The organism is Curtobacterium sp. RM9, from assembly GCF_054956955.1.
Genome location: NZ_CM143271.1, coordinates 2,502,688 through 2,522,730, shown reverse-complemented (window position 1 = coordinate 2,522,730; position 20,043 = coordinate 2,502,688). Strand labels below are relative to the sequence as shown.

Genomic DNA, 20,043 nt, shown 5'->3' with positions numbered 1-20,043 from the left:
GACCGGCTCGTTCCGTGTGGTCAGCTCAGGACGTCCTTGCTGGCGAACCGGCTGTACGCGAGCGCCCCGAACACCACGACGTAACCCAGCTGCAGCACCGCGTTCGACCCGAACGAGTCGAAGGCGATCGGGTCGCGGAGCAGGTCGCCGAACCCGAGCCACAGGTGTGAGAACAGGTACGGGTGCAGCCAGTCGAGCTGCGGGAGCTGGTCGAGCACCTGGGACGCCCCGGCGAGGACCACGGTGCCCGCCATCGCGCCGACCGGCACCGTGGTCAGCGTGGACGCGAACAGACCGATCGCCGCGAGCCCGAGCATCGACAGCGTGACGTACAGCGCGAGCAGCAGCGTCCGGCCGGCGTACGACCACCCGTCGACCTGCGTGCCCGACAGCAGCGTCACCGGGCCGATCGGGAACAGCAGCGCGCCGATCGCCGCGCCCACGAGGACGACGAGCAGCGTCGCCGCCAGGCAGAACGCGACCGTGCCGGCGTACTTCACGAGGATGAACCGCACGCGGCCGGTCGGGGCGACGAGCAGGTAGCGGATCGTGCCGTGGCTGGCCTCGCCCGCCACGGTGTCACCCGCCACGACCCCGACCGTGAGCGGCAGGAACAGCGGGATCGAGACCGTCAGCGCGGTGAACGCCACGAACAGGCCGTTGTTCGTGATGTCGCCGAGGAACGCCGGGCCACCGCCGTCACGGTCGGTGGTGAGGCGGACCGCGACGGCGATCAGGATCGGGACGAGGGCGAGCGCGCCGAGCATCGCCCAGGTGCGGCGACGTCGGAACACGAGGGCGAGCTCGGAGCCGAGCAGGGCGAAGGGCCGACGGCGCGCGGTCGCGGGGTGCGTCACGGCTGCCGTCCCCGTCGGTGCGTCGACGACCGGTGCTGCGGTCGTCGGGTCAGGCTGCGACATCGAACCCCTCCCCGGTGAGTGCGACGAACAGGTCCTCGAGCGTGCCGCCGCCGACGGACAACCCGCGAACGCGGACGTCGGCCGCGACGAGCTCGGCCGTGATGGTCTCCGGCAGGACGTCGGCCGGCAGGTCCGCGACGAGCACGTCCGCCCCGCCCTCGTGCCGGGGGACCAGTCCGAGTCGGGTGAGCACCGCGCCGGCCTGTCCGCGGTCGGGGGTGCGGACGGTCACCGTGCGGGCTCCGGCGGCGCGCAGCTCGTCGAGCGGGCCCTGCGCGACGATCCGGCCCGTGCGCATCACGGCGGCGTGCGTGCACACCTGTTCGATCTCGGCGAGGAGGTGGCTCGACACGAACACCGTCGTGCCGTCGTCGGCGAGGGAGTGGATGAGGTTCCGGACCTCGCGCGTGCCCTGCGGGTCGAGGCCGTTCGTCGGTTCGTCGAGCACGAGCAGGTCGCGCGGCGCGAGCAGGGCGTTCGCGAGCCCGAGTCGCTGCTTCATGCCGAGCGAGTAGGCGTGCGCTTTCTTGTCGGCTGCGTGGGTGAGCCCGACCCGCTCGAGCGCCCGGGCGACGCGGTCCTTCCGGGTCCTCGGGTCGGACGTCGGGTCTGCGGCGTCGAAGCGGAGCAGGTTCGCCCGGCCGGAGAGGTACGGGTAGAACGCCGGACCCTCGACGAGGGCGCCGACGCGCGGCAGGACCTCGTGCAGCGCACCCGGCATCGGACGGCCGAGCACCTCGATCGTGCCGGCCGTCGCGCTCGACAGCCCGAGGAGCATCCGGATCGTGGTCGTCTTGCCGGAGCCGTTCGGGCCGAGGAAGCCGAACACCGACCCGCGGGGGACCGCGAGGTCGATGCCGTCCACGGCACGCTGCCGCCGGAAGACCTTCGCGAGTCCGACGGTGCGGATCGCGAGGTCCTCGTCGGTTCCGCTCACTTCGCGCTGTCGGCGGCGGCCCGGACCAGGGCGTCGACCGGCACCGCACCCGCGAGGACCCGGCCGTCGTCGGTCAGGTACACCGAGACGAGCGAGGTCTGGAGCGCACGCCCACCGTCCACCGCACGGGTGAGCTGGTCGAGCAGGCCCGTGCCGTCGGCACCGAGCGAGGAGCGGTCGACCGTCCCGGCGGGCAGCTCGGCGACGGTGCTCCAGCCAGAGCCGGTGAGGGTCGGCTCGTTGCCGGTCCGACCCGCGTGCTCGCCGCGGTGTGCCGTCGCGCCCTCGTGTGCCGTGGCGTCGGAGAGGTCCTTCGTGGTCACCTCGGCACCGGCCGGCGGGGTGAAGTCGAACAGTCGGGCCGCGGGCGCGCCGTAGTCGAGGCTCGTGAAACCGACCTGCACGGCCGGGTCGGACTGCCCCTTCGCCGTGATGGTGGCGCGGAGCGGGAGCCCGGTCTGCTGGTCGACCGCGAGCCGGACGGCGCCGACCAGCGTGCCGGAGGACTTCGGCGTCAGGGTGATCTGCCAGGCGTCGTGCCCGGCCACCCGGACCTCGGTCGGCTTCGAGACCGTCGTCGACGGGGTGATCGCGTCGACCGCGCGCTCGGCGACGTCCGCCGGGGTGGTGGCGCCGGTGGCGTCGTGCGCCGCGTCGGACGGCAGGGTCACGTGCGTGGCGGTGCGTTCCTTCGAGTCCCACGTCCAGACGTCGGAGCCGTTGCGGACGACGTCCTGCTCGGCGAGCTGCTGGAGCACCTGGACACGCTGCTTGTCGGCACCGTCGACGTAGATCCGTGCGGTGTGCGACTGCGTCAGGAGGTCGAGTGCGTCCGAGGCGTCGCCCTCGAGCGACGATCCGCCCGATCCGGTCGGCAGCTCGGGCAGACCGAGGTCGCTCGTCTGCGCGAGGCGGCCGGAGTACTGCGCGTGCTCCGACTGCGCGATGCTCGCGATCACCTGGGCCGCGGTCGGGTCGGACCCGGCGATCGGCGTGTCCGCGGCGTTCGCGATCACCGGGGCGGCGACCGCGCCGGCCACGACGACCGGAGCGATGACGGCGGGCAGCCATGCTGACTTCTTCATCGGTTTCCCCTCGGTGGAGCGTCTCGAGACGCGAGAACCGTACGTCCGTCCGCCGACAGCCGGCTGTGCGTCGGGCCCGGGACCGCACCGGCACCCGCGCTACGATCGGCCTGTCCGACCGAGCCGAAGGGACCTGCGCTCCATGTCCTCCGAGAGCACCGCCGGCGCGGAGGGCCCCCGCACCCGGTTCCCGCTCGACACCGTGTACCAGGCCGCACGGATGTACTACCTCGAGGACGCGACGCAGGCCGAGATCGCGGACCGGCTCGGCGTCTCGCGGCCGACGGTGAGCCGACTCGTCGCCGAGGCACGCCGGGCCGGACTCGTCCGCATCGAGGTCGTCGACCCGTTCCAGGACGAGACCGTCGCGCTCGCCGAGCGGCTGCAGGTGGTGCTCGGGCTCCGCGCCGTGCACCTCGCCGCGGTCACGCACGCCGCCACCCTCGGCGCCGACCTCGCCGCGCCGATCGCGGCCGCCGTCGAGGGGATGGGACTCGTCCCCGGCGACGCCGTGCTGATGTCCTCGGGCCGGACCGTCTCCGACGTCGCGCACGCCGGGATGCCGCGGATGCCGGGCGTCCAGCTCGTGCCGACCGTGGGTGGGCAGGCCGACCCGACGCCGTGGTTCCAGACGAACGAGATCACGCGCGCGGCAGCCGTGGCCTCCGGTGCGATCCCGGCGTTCCTGTTCGCCCAGGCGCTGCCGTCGCCCGCGATGCGTTGCTCGCTCGACGAGGACCCGGCGTTCCAGCACGTCGTCGGTCTCTGGGGTCGGGCGAAGGGGGCGATCCTCGGCATCGGTGCGCCCACGGCGGCACGCGACGCCCTGGCCCGGGGCATCCCGTTCGAGGACGCGGTGTTCGACCGGGCCGCCGGCGACGTCTGCCTGAACTTCTACGCCGCCGACGGCTCGGCGGTCGAGTTCCCGGGCAGCGACCGGATGGTGCGGACCTCGCGCGAGGTCCTCGCCGCCGTGCCGCACGCGGTCGGCGTCGCCGTCGGCGAGGCCAAGGTGCCGAGCATCCTCGGCGCGGTCCGTGGCGGCCTCGTGCGCGAGCTCGTCACCGACGCCGCGACCGCGCGCGCCCTCCTCGACGCCCTGGCCTGAGGGGGCCGAGGCCGGCACCGCGGCGGTCTGGAGGCGCGGGGCGGGCCGGCACCGCGCCTCCAGACCCCTGGCGGTCGCCCCCGGACCGCAGACGGTCGCCCCGGACCGCAGGCGGTCGCTCCTGCGACGCGTCGCGCGCTCCACCGGTGGCGCACCGGTCGTGCGTGGCGCGCAGCGGGCGGGGACGTCACCGGGCGTCCGTAGGGTGAGGTCATGCGACTGCTGCTCATCCGACACGGCCAGACCCCCGCGAACGTGCACGGCGTCCTCGACGCCGAGGTGCCCGGCCCCGGCCTGACGGAACTCGGGCAGCGCCAGGCCGAGGCGCTGCCGGCCGCCCTCGCGGACCGCGGGATCGAGCGGCTGTTCGTCTCGTCGATGCTCCGGACGCAGCTGACCGCCGCACCGCTCGCGGCGGCGCTCGGACTCGAGCCGACGGTGCTGCCGGGGCTGCGCGAGATCGAGGCCGGCGCGACCCAGGGCAAGCGCGACCAGGTCTCGGTGCAGCTGTACATCTCGACCGTGCACGGGTGGAGCGCAGGGGACCGCAGCAGCCGCATGCCCGGTGGCGCCGAGAGCGGCGAGGAGTTCTTCGCGCGCTACCGGGACGCGATCCGGCAGGTCGAGGACTCGGGCGTCGACGTCGCCGCGGTGGTCAGCCACGGCGCGGCGATCCGCACGTGGGCGAGCGCCGTCGCCCGGAACACCCCGGACGAGTTCGGCACGAAGCGGCACCTCGAGAACACCGGCATCGTCGAGCTCGAGGGGTCGTCCGAGGACGGCTGGCGCCTCGTCGACTGGGAGGGCGAGCCGGTGGGCGGCGAGGAGCTGATCGACCGGACCGCGCAGGACCCGACCGGCGAGCGCTTCTAGCGAGCGCTCCTCGCGCGCGCTCCTCGCGGTCGACGCACAGGAGGCGCGGTGCCAGCCGGCACCGCGCCTCCTGTCCGGCCCGTGTCGCGGACTACGCGGGCTGCGCCGCCGTGTGCAGCGGCACGATCACGCCGTGCGACTCGCGCAGCACGTCGAGCGTGCGCTGGACCTCGTCCGCGCGCTCCTCGGCCGTCCAGCCGAGGCTCCCGGCCAGGACGTCGGCCAGCTCGTCGAGCAGGTCGATGGTCACACCGCCCACGAACGCGAGGTTGGTGCGCCGGAGCACCACGTCGACCAGGTGCACGGCCTGCTCGTGCTCGGCGAAGTACGCGACCTCGGCACGGGTGAGCGACGGGTCGGAGTCGAGCGGTTCGACCGGGCCGTCGGTGATGACGTCGACGACCTCGGCCGCGCGGGTGCCGTAGCGCTCGAGCAGGCCCTCGACGAGCGACTCGTCCAGACCGTCGCGGTGCGACTTGATCCAGAGCGCGCGCTGCGCGTCGGTGGTCGGGAAGTCCTTGCCGCCGCCGATCGGCATGCCGGTCGTGTCGACCTTGCGGGCGACGCCGAGCTTGGTGGTGACGTCGCTCGACAGGTGCGCGGCGAGGGCACGGAACGTCGTCCACTTGCCGCCGACCAGGCTCAGCACCGTGGTGCTCGGCAGGCCGGCGATCGGGGTGTCCACGATCCGGTAGTCGCGGGACACGAAGCCGGGGGCGGTGTCCTCGTGACGGGGGAGCGGACGGATGCCCGAGTAGCTGTAGACGATGTGGTCGCGGGTGACCTCGATCTGCGGGAAGACGTGCTTGACGAGCCCGAAGAAGTAGTCGATCTCCTCCTCGGTCGTGGTGACCGGCTTCGACGGGTCGGCGTCGATGTCGGTGGTGCCGATGAGCACGCGGCCCTTGAGCGGGTAGATGAGGACGATGCGGCCGTCGTTGTTCTCGAAGAACAGCTCGCGGCCCTTGGTCGCCTCGAGGAGCTCGTCGTTGCGCACGACGATGTGGGAGCCCTTGGTGCCGCCCATGTACTTCGTCTCGCCGCCGAAGGCCTGGTTCGTCAGGTCGGTCCAGGGGCCGGAGGCGTTCACGACGACGTCGGCGGTGAAGACGAACTCGTCACCGGTCTCACGGTCGCGCAGCAGCACGCCGCCGTCGCGGGTCCCGGCTGCCTCGACGTAGTTCACGGCGCGGGCGGTCGCGGCGGAGCCGGTCCCGGTGCCGGCCGCGAGGCCGTCCTTGAGGACGTCCAGGGCCAGACGCTCGGGCTCGTGCACCGACGCGTCGTAGTAGGTGCCCGTGTACTTCAGGTCCTCGTTGAGCGCCGGCATGTCCGCCAGCGCCGCCTTCTTCGTGCGGAACACGTGCTTCGGCACCGAGCCGCCGTCACGCGAGAAGGAGTCGTAGATCGTCATGCCGATCTTGATGAGCATCGCGCCGCGCTCCTTCGTGGAGCGCTGCTTGTGCGTGAGCATGCGCAGCGGGGCGTTCATGATGCCGGAGAACGTCGAGAAGATCGGCATCGTCGTCTGCAGCGGCTTCACGTAGTGCGGGGCGATGCGGATGAGACCGTTGCGCTCCTGCACGCTCTCGCGGACGAGGCGGAACTCGCCGTTCTCGAGGTAGCGGATGCCGCCGTGGATCATGTGGCTGGACGCCGCGGAGGCGCCGGAGGCGTAGTCGCCGCGCTCCACGAGTGCGACGTCGACGCCCTGCAGGGCGAGGTCGCGGAAGGTGGCGATGCCGTTGATGCCGCCACCGACGACGAGGACCTGGGCGTGGGGGCGTGCGGTGAGTGCCTCGACCGTGTTCCGGGGCTGCGTCTTCTTCGACATGGTGCGTCGCTTCCTTGGTCGGTTCCGTGGTCGCCTTCGATGGTGCGCCTGCGTGGGAGGTCGGGCAACTCGCGTGCACAGACGTGCAGCACAGGTGTCGGGGAGTGCCGGAAAGCGGTCTGGAGGCGCGACAGGGGTTGCAGAGGCCGTGCACGTCCGTGCATGCTCGGTTCTCATGAGTGATGCAGCGCAGCCGATGCGAACGCAGCAGGCGCTGCGCGCCGCGCACCTGTACTACCTGCAGGACCTCACCATGGACGCCATCGCCGACGAGCTCGGGACGTCCCGGTCCTCGGTCTCCCGACTTCTCAAGTACGCGCGCGACACCGGCCTCGTCGACATCCAGATCCGGTCGCCCCTCGACCAGGCTGCGGCGCTGAGCCGCAGCATCCGGTCACGGTTCGGCGTGCACGCGCACGTGGTGCCGGTGCCGGACCACACGAGCGACGTCGACCGGCTCGAACGGGTCGCGCTGTCCGCCGCGCGGATCCTGACGCAGTACGTCGAGTCGAACATGGTGATCGGGATCTCGTGGGGCTCGACGGTGAGCGCGGTGAGCCGGTACCTCGTGCCGAAGACCACGCACGGGTCCACGGTCGTGCAGATCAACGGCGCCGCGAACACCCGGACCACCGGCATCGTCTACGCGTCCGAGATCCTCCGCCGGTTCGGCGAGGCGTACGGGGCGTTCGTCCAGCAGTTCCCGGTGCCGGCGTTCTTCGACGACCCGGCGACGAAGCAGGCGCTGTTCCGCGAGCGGTCGATCCGCCGCGTGCTCGACCTGCACGAGCGGATGGACCTCGTCGTGTTCGGCGTCGGCGCCCCGCAGGCGCCGGTGCCCTCGCACGTCTACTCGGGCGGCTACCTCGACCCGTCCGACCGCGACGAACTGACCCAGGCGGAGGTCGTGGGCGACGTCTCCACGGTGTTCTACCGCGCCGACGGCTCGTGGAAGGACATCGGCGTGAACGCCCGAGCCGGAGCGCCCGACCTCGACACGATCAAGCGGGCGCCGCGTCGGGTGTGCGTGGTGGCCGGCCGGTCGAAGGCGGCGTCGCTGCGCGGGGCGCTCGCGGCGGGGCTCGTGACGGACCTCATCCTCGACGAGAGCGTCGGGCAGGCGATCCTGCAGCCCTGACCCGGGGGTCCGCTCGCGGACTGCGTCAGGTCCTGACTGAGATTGTCGGTGGTGCGTCGTACGCTCTCGACCATGGTGCCCATCAGCGAGACCAACGGCGACACGCGTTCCTTCCGCCGCCTCGTCGGCCGTGACCTCGACGAGGCGATGGCCTTCTTCGGCAGCGGCTACGACTTCCGCGAACCGTCGGTCCGCCGGACGCGCCGCGAGACCCACTGGGACTTCGCCGGCGTCGGGGACGAGCGGATGTCGCTGCGGTCCTCGCGGTTCCTCGTCGACCTGCGCAGCGACAGCCGGGTGGACGACGCGTTCCTGGTGGCCTGGTTGCGCAGCGGCACGAGCACCATCTCCTACGCCGGACACAGCGTCGACCTGCTGCCCGGCGTGCCGGTCGTGCTCCCGTTCGCGGACACCTACCGCCTGCACCACCGCGACATCGGGCTCAACCTCGTGCACCTCGACCGTGACTTCCTCCGGTCGGTGGCGGGCGACGACGACTTCGCCTTCGAGCCGCTGCAGCGCCCGTCGCCCGCCGGACTCCGGGCCTGGCAGTCGGTCGTCAAGGCGTACTCGTCGACGTGGCTCGACGTCGAGCACCCCATGACCGCCATCGGCCGTCGCGACGTCGCCGAGGCCTTCGCGTCCGCGGCGCTCGAGGCCTTCCCCCGGCGCGACCGCTGGGTCGCCAGCGTCACCGGCAGCGGTCCCGAGCACGCGCGGCTCCGGCGCGCGCTCGAGTACGTGCACGCACACGCCCGCGAACCGATCGGCACGGCCGAGATCGCAGAGGCGGCCGGGCTCAGCGCCCGCGGCCTGCAGCAGTCCCTCCGCCGGCACCTCGACCAGACGCCGGGCGACCTGCTGCGCAGCGTCCGGCTCGACGGTGCGCGGCAGGAGCTCCTCCGCGCCGACCGCGACGCCACCTCGGTCGCCGACGTCGCCAGGGCCTGGGGCTTCGGGCACCTCGGACGGTTCTCGGCGACCTACCGCTCCCGGTTCGGCGAGCTGCCGAGCGAGTCGCTCCGCTCGCGCTGACGGGCACTCCCGCCCGAGTCCGACGCTGCCGTACCGTGACGGCATGGACACCGTCGTCGCCGCACTCCGTTCCGCCCTCGACGACCCGGACGGCGTGGTCGTGCGGACCGACGCCGAGGTGCTCGGAGCCGCACGGACCGACAAGTCCGGTTGGATCGCTCCGGGCGGGCCGGTCGCCGTGGTCGAGGCCCGGACGGTCGAGCACGTGCAGGCGGCCCTCCGCACGTGCTCGGCGCTCGGGGTGCCGGTGGTGCCGCGGGGTGCCGGCACCGGACTGGCCGGCGGGGCGAACGGCACGGCCGGCAGCGTCGTGCTCAGCGTCGCCCGGATGGACCGGATCCTCCAGGTGTCGACCGAGGACGAGTACGCGGTCGTCGAGCCCGGGGTGCTCAACGGCGCCCTGGACGCGGCGGTCGCGCAGCACGGCCTGCGGTTCGCGCCGGACCCGGCGAGTGCGGCGATCGCGAGCATCGGCGGGAACATCGCCACGAACGCGGGCGGCCTGCGCTGCGTGAAGTACGGCGTGACGCGCGAGGCGGTGCTCGGGCTCGACGTCGTTCTCGCGGACGGTCGGCTCGTGTCCACCGGGCACCGGACGGTCAAGGGCGTCACCGGGCTCGACCTCACGGCGCTGCTCGTCGGCTCCGAGGGCACGCTCGGCGTCATCGTCGGCGCGACCGTCCGACTCGTGCCGGTGCCGGCGGGGGAGCCGGCCACGCTCGGTGCAGTGTTCCCGGACGTCGCCTCGGCTGCGGCGGCAGCGGCGGACGTCGTCACCGGCGGGGAGCGACCCGCGACCGTCGAGCTCCTCGACGCGGCGGCCCTCGAGGGGATCGCGGCGTACCTCGGGCCGCAGGTGATCGCCGAGACGGTGGGGAGCACGTCGGCCGGCCAGGTGTTCCTCCTCGTCGAGTACGACGGACCGGGCGCGGCCGCGGCGGCGCTGGTCGCCGCACCGCGCCTCCAGGCCGCCGGAGGCTCCGTCCACCCGGCCGGGTCGGCGGCGGAACGCGAGCGCCTGCTGACGATCCGTCGTTCCTTCCACCCGGCGATGGAGGCACGGGGCCGGGTGCTCATCGAGGACGTCGCGGTACCGCGCAGCCGGCTCGCCGAGATGTTCGCCCGGGTCGAGGCGATCGGCGTCGAGCACGGCGTCGCGATCCCGACCGTCGCGCACGCCGGGGACGGCAACCTGCACCCGAACTTCGTGTTCGACGGCGACGAGGTGCCGCCGCACGTGTGGGAGGCGGCGGACGCGGTGTTCCGGGCCGCGATCGAGCTCGGCGGGACGCTCACCGGCGAACACGGTGTCGGGGTGTTGAAGCGGCGGTGGATCGGCGACGAGCTCGGTGACGACGTGCTCGAGCTGCAGCGGGGGATCCGTCGCGTGTTCGACCCGGCCGGGATCCTGAACCCGGGGAAGGTGTTCTGACGCCGAATCGCGTCGCACGGAATCGGCCTCCGGTGCGCAGATGTTCGGTGGAAACGCTGCTGGGACGAACTCCGGCGCATCGTGGTCCCACCGAGCACCGCCCACGAAGGAGTCCGCAATGCTGATCGGCGTCCCCACCGAGATCAAGAACAACGAGTTCCGCGTCGCCCTCACGCCCGCCGGGGTCGTGGAGTTGACCGCGCACGGGCACGAGGTGCTCGTGCAGACCGGAGCCGGCGACGGGTCCTCGTTCCCGGACAGCGAGTACGCCGAGGCCGGCGCGACGATCGTCCCCGACGCCGCCGAGGTGTGGGCGCGGGCCGAGATGATCCTCAAGGTGAAGGAGCCGGTCGCGTCGGAGTACGCATCGATCCGCCCGGGCCAGGTGCTCTTCACCTACCTGCACCTCGCCGCCGACCGGCCGCTCACCGACGCGCTGGTCGACTCGGGTGCGACCGCGATCGCCTACGAGACCGTGCAGCTGCCCGACCGCTCCCTGCCGCTGTTGTCCCCGATGTCCGAGATCGCCGGGCGACTGTCCGCCCAGGTCGGCGCGCACCACCTCATGCGGGCGAACGGCGGGCGAGGGCTCCTGCTCGGTGGCGTGCCCGGCACCCCGAAGGGCCGAGTGGTCGTCATCGGCGGCGGCGTCGCCGGGGAGCACGCGGCGACGATGGCGCTCGGCATGGGGGCCGACGTCACCGTGTTCGACATCAGCCTGCCGCGGCTCCGCGCGCTCGACGCCCGGTTCGACGGCCGCATCACGACCCTGCGCTCCTCGTCCCACGCCATCGCCACGGCGCTGCGCGACGCCGACCTCGTCATCGGGTCGGTGCTCGTGCCCGGGGCGTCGGCGCCGAAGCTCGTCACCGACGCGATGGTCGCGGACATGCGGCCGGGGTCGGTGCTCGTCGACATCGCCATCGACCAGGGCGGGTGCTTCGAGGGATCGCACCCGACGACGCACGACGACCCGACCTTCGCGGTGCACGACACGCTGTACTACTGCGTGGCGAACATGCCCGGTGCGGTGCCCCGCACGAGCACGATCTCGCTGACGAACGCGACGCTGCCGTACGCCGTGGCGATCGCCGACCGCGGGTGGGAGGCCGCGACGGAGGCCGACCCGGCGCTCGCCCTCGGGGTGAACGTGCACGCCGGCCGCGTGGTGAACGAGGCCGTCGCGGCCGCGCACGGCCTCGTCGCCGCGCGCTAGCGCGCGGCGGGCGGCCGCGCGGCGCCGCGCGGTGCGCGCGGCGTGCCTGACCTCACGCGCTCAGCGACACGTCACGGGTCACCGGCCGCGTGAGGTGTCGCTGAGCACGTGAGGCCGCGCCGCCCGCCGACCGTCCTGGAGGCGCGACCCACCCACCGGGGGTGCGCCGCGCCTCCAGGACGGTGCTGCTACGCCGCGCGCGGCACCGCCCGCCGGGCGGCCCAGCCGGCCCGGCCACGCACCACGAGCGTCACGACGACCGCCGCACCCGCGGCCACGACGGCGGTCACCGCGGTCGGCACGGACACGAGGGGCCCGTCGAGCCGCCCGACCGCGACCCACGCCAAGCCCCACGCGAGGGCGGCCGTCGGGGCCAGGCGCCCGCGACCCCACACTGCGAGCAGGACCCCGACGAGGCCGGCGACCGCGGCCACCACCACGCCCCAGACGTCCTGCCCGAGTCCGAAGCCCCCGAAGCCCGCTGCGGCGAGGACCGCCGCCGTGTTCGCCGCCGTCGCGACGCACACCCAGCCGAGGTAGAGCCCGAAGGTCCCGTCGGTGACGACCGCCTCGACCACGCCGGACGGCCGCGTCCGCCGGAGGATCGCGAACGTCCAGACGAGCACGGCGAGCAGCGCGACGATGATCGGCTCGCTCGCCCACAGGAACCCGAACTGCACGGACAGGATCCACGCCGCGTTGAGCAGCAGCGACAGGATCGCCGGAACCGTCAGCGCCGCGTGACGCGCGTCGTCGGCGGTGCGGAAGCACTGCCGGACCGCGTAGGCGATGAGGCCGACGTAGACGACGCTCCAGATCGAGAACGCCGGCCCCGCCGGGGCGATGGCCGTCGCGGACGCCGAGAGCGCCCCGCCCGCCGCGTCCTGGATCGGGGTCCCGCCGGCCGCGCCCGACCCGACGAACGCCCCGACCACGGCGACGACCGCACTCACCGCGACCGCGATCCGCTTCCAGATCCTCTTCATGACGTCTCCTGTCGTCAGCATGCTGATGACTGCACGGTAGGCGCGTGGCGGGGTCCGGCGCGCAGCGCGCGTCCAGACTGGAGGCGCGTGGCGGAGCCGCCACGCGCCTGGCGTCCGACACCTGCGTAGGTTGGTGCGGTGTCCGTCGAGCTCAACACCGTCTACGTGGATCGCATCGCCCCGATCGTGAGTCCCTCGTTGGACGACACCTTCCGCATGCTCGACGAGCAGGGGGCGAGCGCGTGCATGGTCCTGCACGAGCCCGACGCGGAGGAGCTCGGCGACGTCGCGGTCGCGCTCGGGCTGCACGAGCTCGCGGTCGAGGACTCCGCCGAGGGGCACCAGCGGCCGAAGCTCGAGCGCTACGGGTCGACGCTGTTCGTGGTGCTCCGGCCGGCGCTCTACAACGACCGCGCCGAGGAGGTGGCGTTCGGCGAGGTGCACGCCTTCGTCGGCGAGCACTTCTTCCTCTCGGTCGTGAAGTCCGACCCCCGTGGTCCCGGTGCGGTCCCGCGGGCGCTGCAGCGGATGAGCGGCAAGCCGGCCCTGGTCACCGTCGGACCGCAGGCCGAGCTGTGGGCGCTGATGGACTCGATCGTCGACGGCTACCTGCCGGTCATCGACGGGCTCGAGGAGGACATCGACCAGATCGAGGACCAGCTCTTCGCGGGCGAGGCCGGGGTCTCGCGGCGCATCTACGAGCTGTTCGGCGAGGTCGTGGAGTTCCAGCGGGCGGCGCGTCCGCTCGTCACGATCATCGAGAACCTGCACCGCGGCGCGGACAAGTACCACCTGCCGATCGAGATGCAGCGCCGGTTCCGGGACGTGCTCGACCACGCGATCCGCATCGTGGAACGCCTCGACACGTTCCGGCAGCTCCTGCAGAACGCCCTGACGGTGGACGCGACGATCGCCGCGCAGAAGCAGAACGACGACACGAAGCGGATCTCGGGCTGGGCGGCGATCCTGTTCGCCCCGACGCTCATCGCCGCGGTCTACGGGATGAACTTCACGCACATGCCCGAGCTGCAGTGGCGCTGGGGCTACCCGCTGGCACTCGTCGCGATGGTGCTCTTCGCGGCGGCGCTGTGGGTGGTGTTCAAGGTCAAGCGCTGGTTCTGAGCGGACCCGCGCGTCGGGTTGCGGGAGCGCTCCCAGACCGGTCAGGCTCGTCCCGTCAACGACGCCGACCTGGAGCACCGATGCCGACCATGCCGATCGACCCCGCGACGCCCACGAACCCCGGGGCGCCCGCCGCTCCGGCCGTGGTGCACCTGTCCGCAGGGGGCGTCTCCCTCGTCCTCGACTGCCGCGACCAGGCCCTGCCCGCCGTCGTGCACTGGGGTGCGGCGCTCGGGCAGCTCGACGACGACGCGCTCCTCGGCCTCGCCGACGCGGACGTGGCACCGGTCGCCCCGAACGAGGCCGACGTGCCCGTGCGCCTCGCGCTGCTGCCGGAGCCGCACCGTGGCTGGATCGGGCGTCCCGGGCTCGCCGGTCACCGCGACGGCCGCGACTGGTCGCCGGCCTTCACCGTGACCGACCTCGACGTCACGTCGGGGCCGGAGGGCGGGACGGTCGTCGCGACCGGTGAGGACGCCACCGCGGGCCTCGCGGTCCGCGTCACCGTCGAGCTCACCGCCTCCGGCCTCGTCCGAGCGCGGGCGGCGGTCACGAACACCGCGCCGGGGACCTACACCGTCGAGGAGCTCACGGTGGCGTTCCCGGTGCCGTCGCACGCTCGCGAGATCCTGGACTTCGCCGGACGCTGGGGCAAGGAACGCACGCCGCAGCGCCGGGAGCTCGTCGTCGGCACCCACCTGCGCGAGGGCCGCAAGGGCCGCACGGGCTCGGACGCCGCGACGGTGCTGAGCGTCGGCACGCCCGGCTTCGGCTTCGCGCGCGGCGAGGTCTGGGGCGTGCACACCGCATGGAGCGGCAACCACCGGCACCTCGCGGAGCGGACCGCGACCGGACGACAGGTCGTCGGCGGCGGCGAGCTCCTGCTGCCCGGCGAGGTCAGGCTCGGCACCGGAGCGACGTACGAGGGGCCCTGGGTCTTCGCCGCGTACGGCGACGGTCTCGACGACCAGGCGCGCCGCTTCCACCGCTGGCTGCGTGCACGCCCCCAGCATCCGGCGACGCCCCGCCCGGTCACGATCAACGTCTGGGAGGCCGTGTACTTCGACCACGACCTCGCCCGGCTCACCGACCTCGCCGAGCGCGCCGCCCGCCTCGGCGTCGAGCGGTACGTCCTCGACGACGGGTGGTTCCGACACCGTCGCGACGACCACGCCGGCCTCGGCGACTGGTACGTCGACGAGGACGTCTGGCCGGACGGCCTCGGTCCGATCGTCGACCGCGTCCGTGCCCTCGGCATGCAGTTCGGCCTGTGGTTCGAGCCGGAGATGGTGAACGAGGACAGCGACCTCGCGCGGGCGCACCCGGAGTGGATCATGCAGGCCGACGGCCGTCTGCCGGTGCGGTCGCGGGACCAGCAGGTGCTGAACCTCGCGATCCCCGAGGCCTTCGCGTACGTCCTCGAGCGGATGACGGCGATCATCGGCGAGTACGCGATCGAGTACGTCAAGTGGGACCACAACCGCGACCTGGTCGAGGCCGGACGCCCCGGTGGCGGCGCGGCGGTGCACGAGCAGACCCTGGCCGCCTACCGGCTGATGGCGACGCTGAAGGAGCGGTTCCCGAGGCTCGAGATCGAGTCGTGCTCGTCCGGTGGTGCGCGCGTCGACCTCGGCGTGCTCGAGCACACCGACCGGGTGTGGGTGTCCGACGACATCGACCCGCTCGAACGACAGCAGATGCACCGCTGGACGCAGCAGCTCCTCCCGCCGGAGCTGCTCGGTGCGCACGTCGCGAGCGGCCGGAACCACACCACGGGCCGCGTGCACGATCTCGCCTTCCGCGCCGCGACGGCCCTCGTCGGTCACTTCGGCATCGAGTGGGACCTCGCCGAGGCGACCGCCGCGGAGGAGACGGCGCTCGCCGCCTGGATCGCCCTGCACAAGGAACTGCGCCCGCTCCTGCACGGCGGCGACCTGGTGCGCTCGGACGAGGTCGACGCGTCACGGCTGGTGTACGGGACGGTCGCGCCGGACCGTCGGTCGGCGGTGTTCTTCCTCGCGAGCATCGGGCGGTCCGAGGTCTCCGGCACCGGCCGGCTGCTGTTCCGCGACCTCGACCCGGACACGGTGTACCGCGTGGACCCGCTCATCGAGGGGGAGCAGCCGGACGTGCAGGCACCGGCGTGGTGGTCCGGTCCGCGCACGTTCACCGGCCGGACGCTCGGGACCGTCGGCGTGCAACCGCCGCTCGTCCCCGCCGACTGCGTCGTGCCGTTCCGCCTCACCGCCGTGTGACGCCGGGCCGGCGCGCCCGTCTCGCCGGCGCGCCCGTCGCGCCTGCGCGCCCGTCCCGCCGGCACCCGTTCCGCCGGTCGCTTCGGCGTCCGCGCGGGATGGAGCGCTCCCGGTAGGGTTGCGACCATGCCGCACCCCGGACCCGCGACACGTTCCACGCCGGTCTGGGCCATCCGGCTCGCCGTCGTCACCGCCCTGGTCGGGGTCGCGGGCGGCGTCGCCGGCGTCTCGGTCTGGCTCGCGCTGCAGCTCATCCAGTTCGTCGCGTTCGGGTACCCGTTCGGCGGACACCTCGAAGCCGCGGACGCCCCGTCCGGGTGGAACCGGTTCCTGGCGCTCGCCGCGGCCGGTGTCCTGACGGGTGTGGCGTGGTGGGCACTCCGGCGCTGGGCACGGCCCGTCGTCTCGGTGACCGCGGCGGTGACGGGGAAGCGCATGCCCGCCCTCGCCACGGTCGCGAACGCCGGCGTGCAGATCCTCGCCGTCGGCCTCGGTGCCTCGATCGGCAAGGAGGTCGCGCCCCGCGAACTGGGCGCCTGGCTGTCCCAGCGGATCACGGCACGTGCGGGGCTGACCGAGCGCGAGACGAAGATCCTCGTGGCGTGCGGTGCCGCTGCCGGTCTCGCCGCCGTGTACGACGTCCCGCTCGGCGGTGCCCTGTTCGCGGTCGAGGTGCTGCTCGGCGAGCTCACCTTCGCGACCGCCGTGCCCGCGTTCGCCACGAGTGCGATCGCCGCCGGCATCGCCCGGCTCGTGATCCCGGACGAGGTGCTCTACCACGTGCCTGCGATGCACCTCTCGCCGTCGCTGCTCGTCTGGGCGGTCGTCGTCGGGCCCGTGCTCGGCTTCGCCGGGGTCGGCTTCGTGAAGCTGACGAACCGGCTGCAGGGGATCGCGCCGAAGGGGTGGCGCCTGCTCGTGGTGCTGCCCGTGGTGTTCGCGATGGTGGGACTCATCGCGGTGCCGTTCCCGCAGATCCTCGGCAACGGACGTGCGCTCGGGCTCGTCGCGATGAACGCCTCGCTGGACGACGCCTCGGTCGCCGGTCTCGTTCCGATCGTCCTTCTGCTCGCGCTCGGTGTCATCCGGACGATCACCACGTCGGCCACGATCGGCGCGGGCGCGGTCGGCGGCACACTGACCCCCTCCATCGCCATCGGATCCGCCGTCGGTGGTGGCCTCGGCGGGCTCTGGTTGCTGCTCTGGCCGGCGGACGGGCCCGGGCTCGCTGCCTTCGCGTTCATCGGCGCGGCGGCGTTCCTGGCGACCACGATGCGGGCGCCGTTCACCGCGCTCGTGCTCGTCGTGGAGTTCACGCAGGAGGGCACCGACATCCTCGTGCCGTCCATCCTCGCCGTCTCCGGTTCCGTCGCGGTCGGGTACGTGCTCGCCCGCCGTCGCAGCGCACAGATGGCGTGAGCCGGACACCGGGTGCGCCCGCGCCTACCATCGGCGGCAGGTCGGGACACCGGGTCCCGCACGACACGAGGAGCCGTCCATGGCGGGGTTCGACGACATCACCAAGAAGGCGCAGGAGTTCCTGAAGGACGGCAAGGTCCAGGACGCCCTGAAGAGCGAGAAGGCCGAGGACGTCAGCGACAAGATCCTCGGCGGCGTGGCCGACGCGGTGAAGAAGGCCACCGGCGGCAAGTACGACGACAAGATCGACGGCGCGCGCGAGCAGGCCGACAAGCACATCGGCAACGAGTAGCGCTTCCGCTCTCAGCGATTGGACGGGGCCGACGACACGGACCACCATTGTGGGGTGACCGTCCTCGCACCGAACCAGCCGCTGACCGAGTCCGAGGTCGCCGCGATCAAGCGGGACTTCCCGATCCTCCAGCAGGAGGTGAACGGGCAACCACTCGCCTACCTCGACTCGGGTGCGACCGCTGAACGACCGCGCCAGGTGCTCGACGCCGAGCGGCGGTTCCTCGAGCACGACAACGCAGCCGTCCACCGTGGCGCGCACACCCTCGCCGCGCTCAGCACCGACGCGTACGAGGACGCGCGCGCCACGGTCGCCGGCTTCATCGGCGCGGCATCGCCGTCCGAGGTGGTCTGGACCGCCAACGCGACCGACGCGCTGAACCTCGTGGCGTACGGCATCGCGAACGCCAGCCGCGGTCGCGGGGGAGCGGCGGCCGAGCGCTTCCGTGTCGGGCCCGGCGACGAGATCCTGGTCACCGAGGCAGAGCACCACGCGAACCTCGTCCCCTGGCAGGAGCTCGCAGCGTCGACCGGTGCGACCCTCCGATGGGTCCCGGTCGCCGACGACGGCACTTGGACCGCCGAGGACGCCGCCGCCCTGATCACCGAGCGCACCAAGGTCGTCGCGTTCGCCCACGTCTCGAACGTCACCGGCATGGTCGCCCCCGTGGAGCAGGTCGTCGGCCTCGCACGCGCCGTGGGTGCGCTCGTGGTCCTCGACGCATGCCAGTCCGCACCGCACCGTCCCCTCGACGTGCGTCGGCTCGGCGTGGACTTCGCCGCGTTCTCCGGGCACAAGATGCTCGGGCCGAACGGCATCGGTGTGCTCTGGGGCCGCGCCGAGCTCCTCGACGCCCTGCCGCCGTTCCGGACCGGTGGCTCGATGATCACGACGGTCACGATGGAGTCCTCCGAGTTCATGCCCGCACCCGAGCGCTTCGAGGCGGGGACGCAGCCGGTGTCGCAGGCCGTCGCGCTCGCCGTGGCGGTGCGGTACCTGCAGGGCATCGGCATGGAACGGGTCCGAGCCCACGAGGAGCACCTCGCGCAGCGGCTGCTCGACGGTCTGGCGGCGGTGCCCGGCGTGCGCGTGGTCGGCCCGCCCGCCGGGGTCCCGCGCTCGGGTCTGGTGTCCTTCGACGTGGAGGGCGTGCACGCGCACGACGTGTCGCAGTACCTCGACGCGCAGGGCATCGCCGTGCGGTCCGGGCACCACTGCGCGCAACCGCTGCACCGTCGCCTCGGGCTGGTCGCGACGAGCCGGGCGAGCACCTACGTGTACACGACCGAGGAGGACGTCGACCGTTTCCTCGCGGCCGTCGCCGAGATCCGCGGCTACTTCGGCGCGACGGAGACCGGCGCGAAGGAGACCGGCGCGACGGAGACCGGTACCGGGGAGGCCCGCGCGTGAACGCCCTCGACTCCCTGTACCAGCAGGTCATCCTCGACCACGCCAAGGCCCGCCACGGCGACGGCCCGCTCGAGCACGCCGACGCGGAGCACTTCGAGCGCAACCCGACGTGCGGTGACGAGATCACCGTGCGTGTGCGCCTCGAACCCGGCACCGATCGCATCGCCGAACTCGCCTGGCAGGGCGACGGCTGCTCGATCTCGATGGCCTCGGCGTCGGTCCTGACCGACATGGCCCCGGGCCGGACGGTCCCCGAGCTCCTCGAGCTCACGGCGGCGTTCCGCGAGATGATGCGCTCCCGTGGTGCGGGCGAGCCCGACGAGGACGTCCTCGAGGACCTCGTGGCCTTCCACGGCGTCTCGAAGTTCGTCATGCGCGTCAAGTGCGGCATGCTCGCCTGGGTCGCCGCAGAGGCCGCCACGCGCGAGGCCACCGCCGGCTGACCGCCGCCGGTGCTCGCTGGTCACGATCCGGCGACGACCGCCGCCGCGCCCCCTCCGTGCCGCGCCCGCGTGTGACACTGGCGCCATGACGACCGCGGGGGATCGCGTCGCCGCGGAGTACGCGCGACACCAGGAAGAGCGCCGTCGTGGCCGCGGCGGCCGGGTGGAGCGCCGGTTCGCCGTCACCGCCGTGCTGCTCCTGCTGGCCGTCCCGGTGGCGATGTTCGCCAACCTCGTCTCGACGTTCCGCCTCTGGGGTGGACCCGACGAGACCCCGGCGTCCGTCCACACCTACGAGGCGCTGCTCGTCGCGGCCGGCGTGCTGCTGGTCGCGTCGGTCGTGCTCGCCGTGCGGACCGGCGTCCGCTGGGTCGCCTTCACCGCGCTGACGATGGTGCCGGTGCTCCTCGTCGCGGGGTACCTGTTCTCCGTCCCGCAGGGCCGCTGGCACCAGGACGGCGGCTCGGGGCCACTGCCAGCGGACTACCACCCCTGCTACAGCGGCACCGACAGCTGCGCCGAGTACGGCGGCTGAGTC

General features: G+C 73.1%; 18 protein-coding genes. 13 read left to right on the top strand and 5 right to left on the bottom strand.

The window, feature by feature from the left end; all coding sequences use genetic code 11:
• Positions 1 to 20 precede the first annotated feature (20 nt).
• From ACY3FI_RS11965 to ACY3FI_RS11955, 3 genes are read right to left on the bottom strand one after another with little or no spacing between them, the layout of a single operon-like run.
• Entirely contained in the window at positions 21 to 920 is a 900-nt protein-coding gene (locus ACY3FI_RS11965) for an ABC transporter permease (RefSeq protein ID WP_462547760.1), read from the bottom strand.
• Positions 907 to 1,857: an ABC transporter ATP-binding protein gene (locus tag ACY3FI_RS11960; protein WP_462547759.1), complete on the bottom strand. Its 951-nt coding sequence runs from the start codon at positions 1,855 to 1,857 to the stop codon at positions 907 to 909. Before ACY3FI_RS11960 ends, ACY3FI_RS11965 begins: the two co-directional genes overlap by 14 nt.
• Complete coding sequence (locus ACY3FI_RS11955; RefSeq protein ID WP_462547758.1) at positions 1,854 to 2,942, bottom strand: LolA family protein; 1,089 nt, start codon at positions 2,940 to 2,942, stop codon at positions 1,854 to 1,856. The genes ACY3FI_RS11960 and ACY3FI_RS11955 overlap by 4 nt, the downstream gene beginning before the upstream one ends.
• A 142-nt stretch (positions 2,943 to 3,084) precedes the next feature.
• Here ACY3FI_RS11955 and ACY3FI_RS11950 point away from each other — a divergent pair, with 142 nt between their 5' ends.
• Positions 3,085 to 4,050 carry a sugar-binding transcriptional regulator gene (locus ACY3FI_RS11950; protein WP_462547757.1) on the top strand — a complete coding sequence of 322 codons (966 nt, stop codon included), beginning with the start codon at positions 3,085 to 3,087 and terminating at the stop codon, positions 4,048 to 4,050.
• A 213-nt stretch (positions 4,051 to 4,263) separates the two neighbouring features.
• Positions 4,264 to 4,923 carry a histidine phosphatase family protein gene (locus tag ACY3FI_RS11945; protein WP_462547756.1) on the top strand — a complete coding sequence of 220 codons (660 nt, stop codon included), beginning with the start codon at positions 4,264 to 4,266 and terminating at the stop codon, positions 4,921 to 4,923.
• A gap of 91 nt (positions 4,924 to 5,014) precedes the next feature.
• Here the strand turns inward: ACY3FI_RS11945 and ACY3FI_RS11940 are convergent, their stop codons facing one another.
• Entirely contained in the window at positions 5,015 to 6,757 is a 1,743-nt protein-coding gene (locus tag ACY3FI_RS11940) for a glycerol-3-phosphate dehydrogenase/oxidase (protein WP_462547755.1), read from the bottom strand.
• Positions 6,758 to 6,932: 175 nt separating this feature from the next.
• On the opposite strand from ACY3FI_RS11940, the gene ACY3FI_RS11935 reads away from it, so the two are divergent.
• The 4 genes from ACY3FI_RS11935 to ald all read left to right on the top strand — a co-directional run bounded on the left by ACY3FI_RS11935 (position 6,933) and on the right by ald (position 11,578).
• A complete protein-coding gene (locus ACY3FI_RS11935) occupies positions 6,933 to 7,895 on the top strand; it encodes a sugar-binding transcriptional regulator (RefSeq protein ID WP_462547753.1) in 963 nt (320 codons plus the stop codon).
• Between the two features lie 72 nt (positions 7,896 to 7,967).
• On the top strand, positions 7,968 to 8,930 hold the full coding sequence (locus ACY3FI_RS11930; protein WP_462547752.1) for a helix-turn-helix transcriptional regulator: 963 nt from the start codon (positions 7,968 to 7,970) through the stop codon (positions 8,928 to 8,930).
• 43 nt (positions 8,931 to 8,973) lie between these two features.
• Positions 8,974 to 10,362 (top strand): FAD-binding oxidoreductase, encoded by a 1,389-nt coding sequence (locus ACY3FI_RS11925; RefSeq protein ID WP_462547751.1) that lies wholly within the window; start codon positions 8,974 to 8,976, stop codon positions 10,360 to 10,362.
• Positions 10,363 to 10,480: 118 nt separating this feature from the next.
• The gene (ald, locus tag ACY3FI_RS11920) at positions 10,481 to 11,578 is read left to right on the top strand and encodes an alanine dehydrogenase (RefSeq protein WP_462547750.1); all 1,098 of its coding nucleotides are present in this window, start codon (positions 10,481 to 10,483) and stop codon (positions 11,576 to 11,578) included.
• 188 nt (positions 11,579 to 11,766) lie between these two features.
• Here the strand turns inward: ald and ACY3FI_RS11915 are convergent, their stop codons facing one another.
• Positions 11,767 to 12,564, bottom strand: a complete 798-nt coding sequence (locus ACY3FI_RS11915) for a TspO-related membrane protein (RefSeq protein ID WP_462547749.1) — start codon at positions 12,562 to 12,564, stop codon at positions 11,767 to 11,769.
• 138 nt (positions 12,565 to 12,702) lie between these two features.
• Here ACY3FI_RS11915 and ACY3FI_RS11910 point away from each other — a divergent pair, with 138 nt between their 5' ends.
• The 7 genes from ACY3FI_RS11910 (at position 12,703) to ACY3FI_RS11880 (ending at position 20,040) form a co-directional block, all read left to right on the top strand.
• On the top strand, positions 12,703 to 13,686 hold the full coding sequence (locus ACY3FI_RS11910) for a magnesium and cobalt transport protein CorA (RefSeq protein ID WP_462547748.1): 984 nt from the start codon (positions 12,703 to 12,705) through the stop codon (positions 13,684 to 13,686).
• Between the two features lie 89 nt (positions 13,687 to 13,775).
• Complete coding sequence (locus ACY3FI_RS11905) at positions 13,776 to 15,941, top strand: alpha-galactosidase (protein ID WP_462547747.1); 2,166 nt, start codon at positions 13,776 to 13,778, stop codon at positions 15,939 to 15,941.
• A gap of 126 nt (positions 15,942 to 16,067) precedes the next feature.
• Positions 16,068 to 17,360, top strand: a complete 1,293-nt coding sequence (locus ACY3FI_RS11900; protein ID WP_462547745.1) for a chloride channel protein — start codon at positions 16,068 to 16,070, stop codon at positions 17,358 to 17,360.
• Between the two features lie 79 nt (positions 17,361 to 17,439).
• Positions 17,440 to 17,652, top strand: a complete 213-nt coding sequence (locus ACY3FI_RS11895) for an Rv0909 family putative TA system antitoxin (RefSeq protein ID WP_462547744.1) — start codon at positions 17,440 to 17,442, stop codon at positions 17,650 to 17,652.
• Positions 17,653 to 17,706: 54 nt separating this feature from the next.
• Positions 17,707 to 19,062 (top strand): aminotransferase class V-fold PLP-dependent enzyme, encoded by a 1,356-nt coding sequence (locus ACY3FI_RS11890; protein WP_462547743.1) that lies wholly within the window; start codon positions 17,707 to 17,709, stop codon positions 19,060 to 19,062.
• Positions 19,059 to 19,505: a Fe-S cluster assembly sulfur transfer protein SufU gene (sufU, locus tag ACY3FI_RS11885; protein WP_462547741.1), complete on the top strand. Its 447-nt coding sequence runs from the start codon at positions 19,059 to 19,061 to the stop codon at positions 19,503 to 19,505. The genes ACY3FI_RS11890 and sufU overlap by 4 nt, the downstream gene beginning before the upstream one ends.
• A gap of 85 nt (positions 19,506 to 19,590) precedes the next feature.
• Positions 19,591 to 20,040, top strand: a complete 450-nt coding sequence (locus tag ACY3FI_RS11880; RefSeq protein WP_462547740.1) for a DUF6234 family protein — start codon at positions 19,591 to 19,593, stop codon at positions 20,038 to 20,040.
• The last annotated feature ends 3 nt before the right edge of the window (positions 20,041 to 20,043 follow it).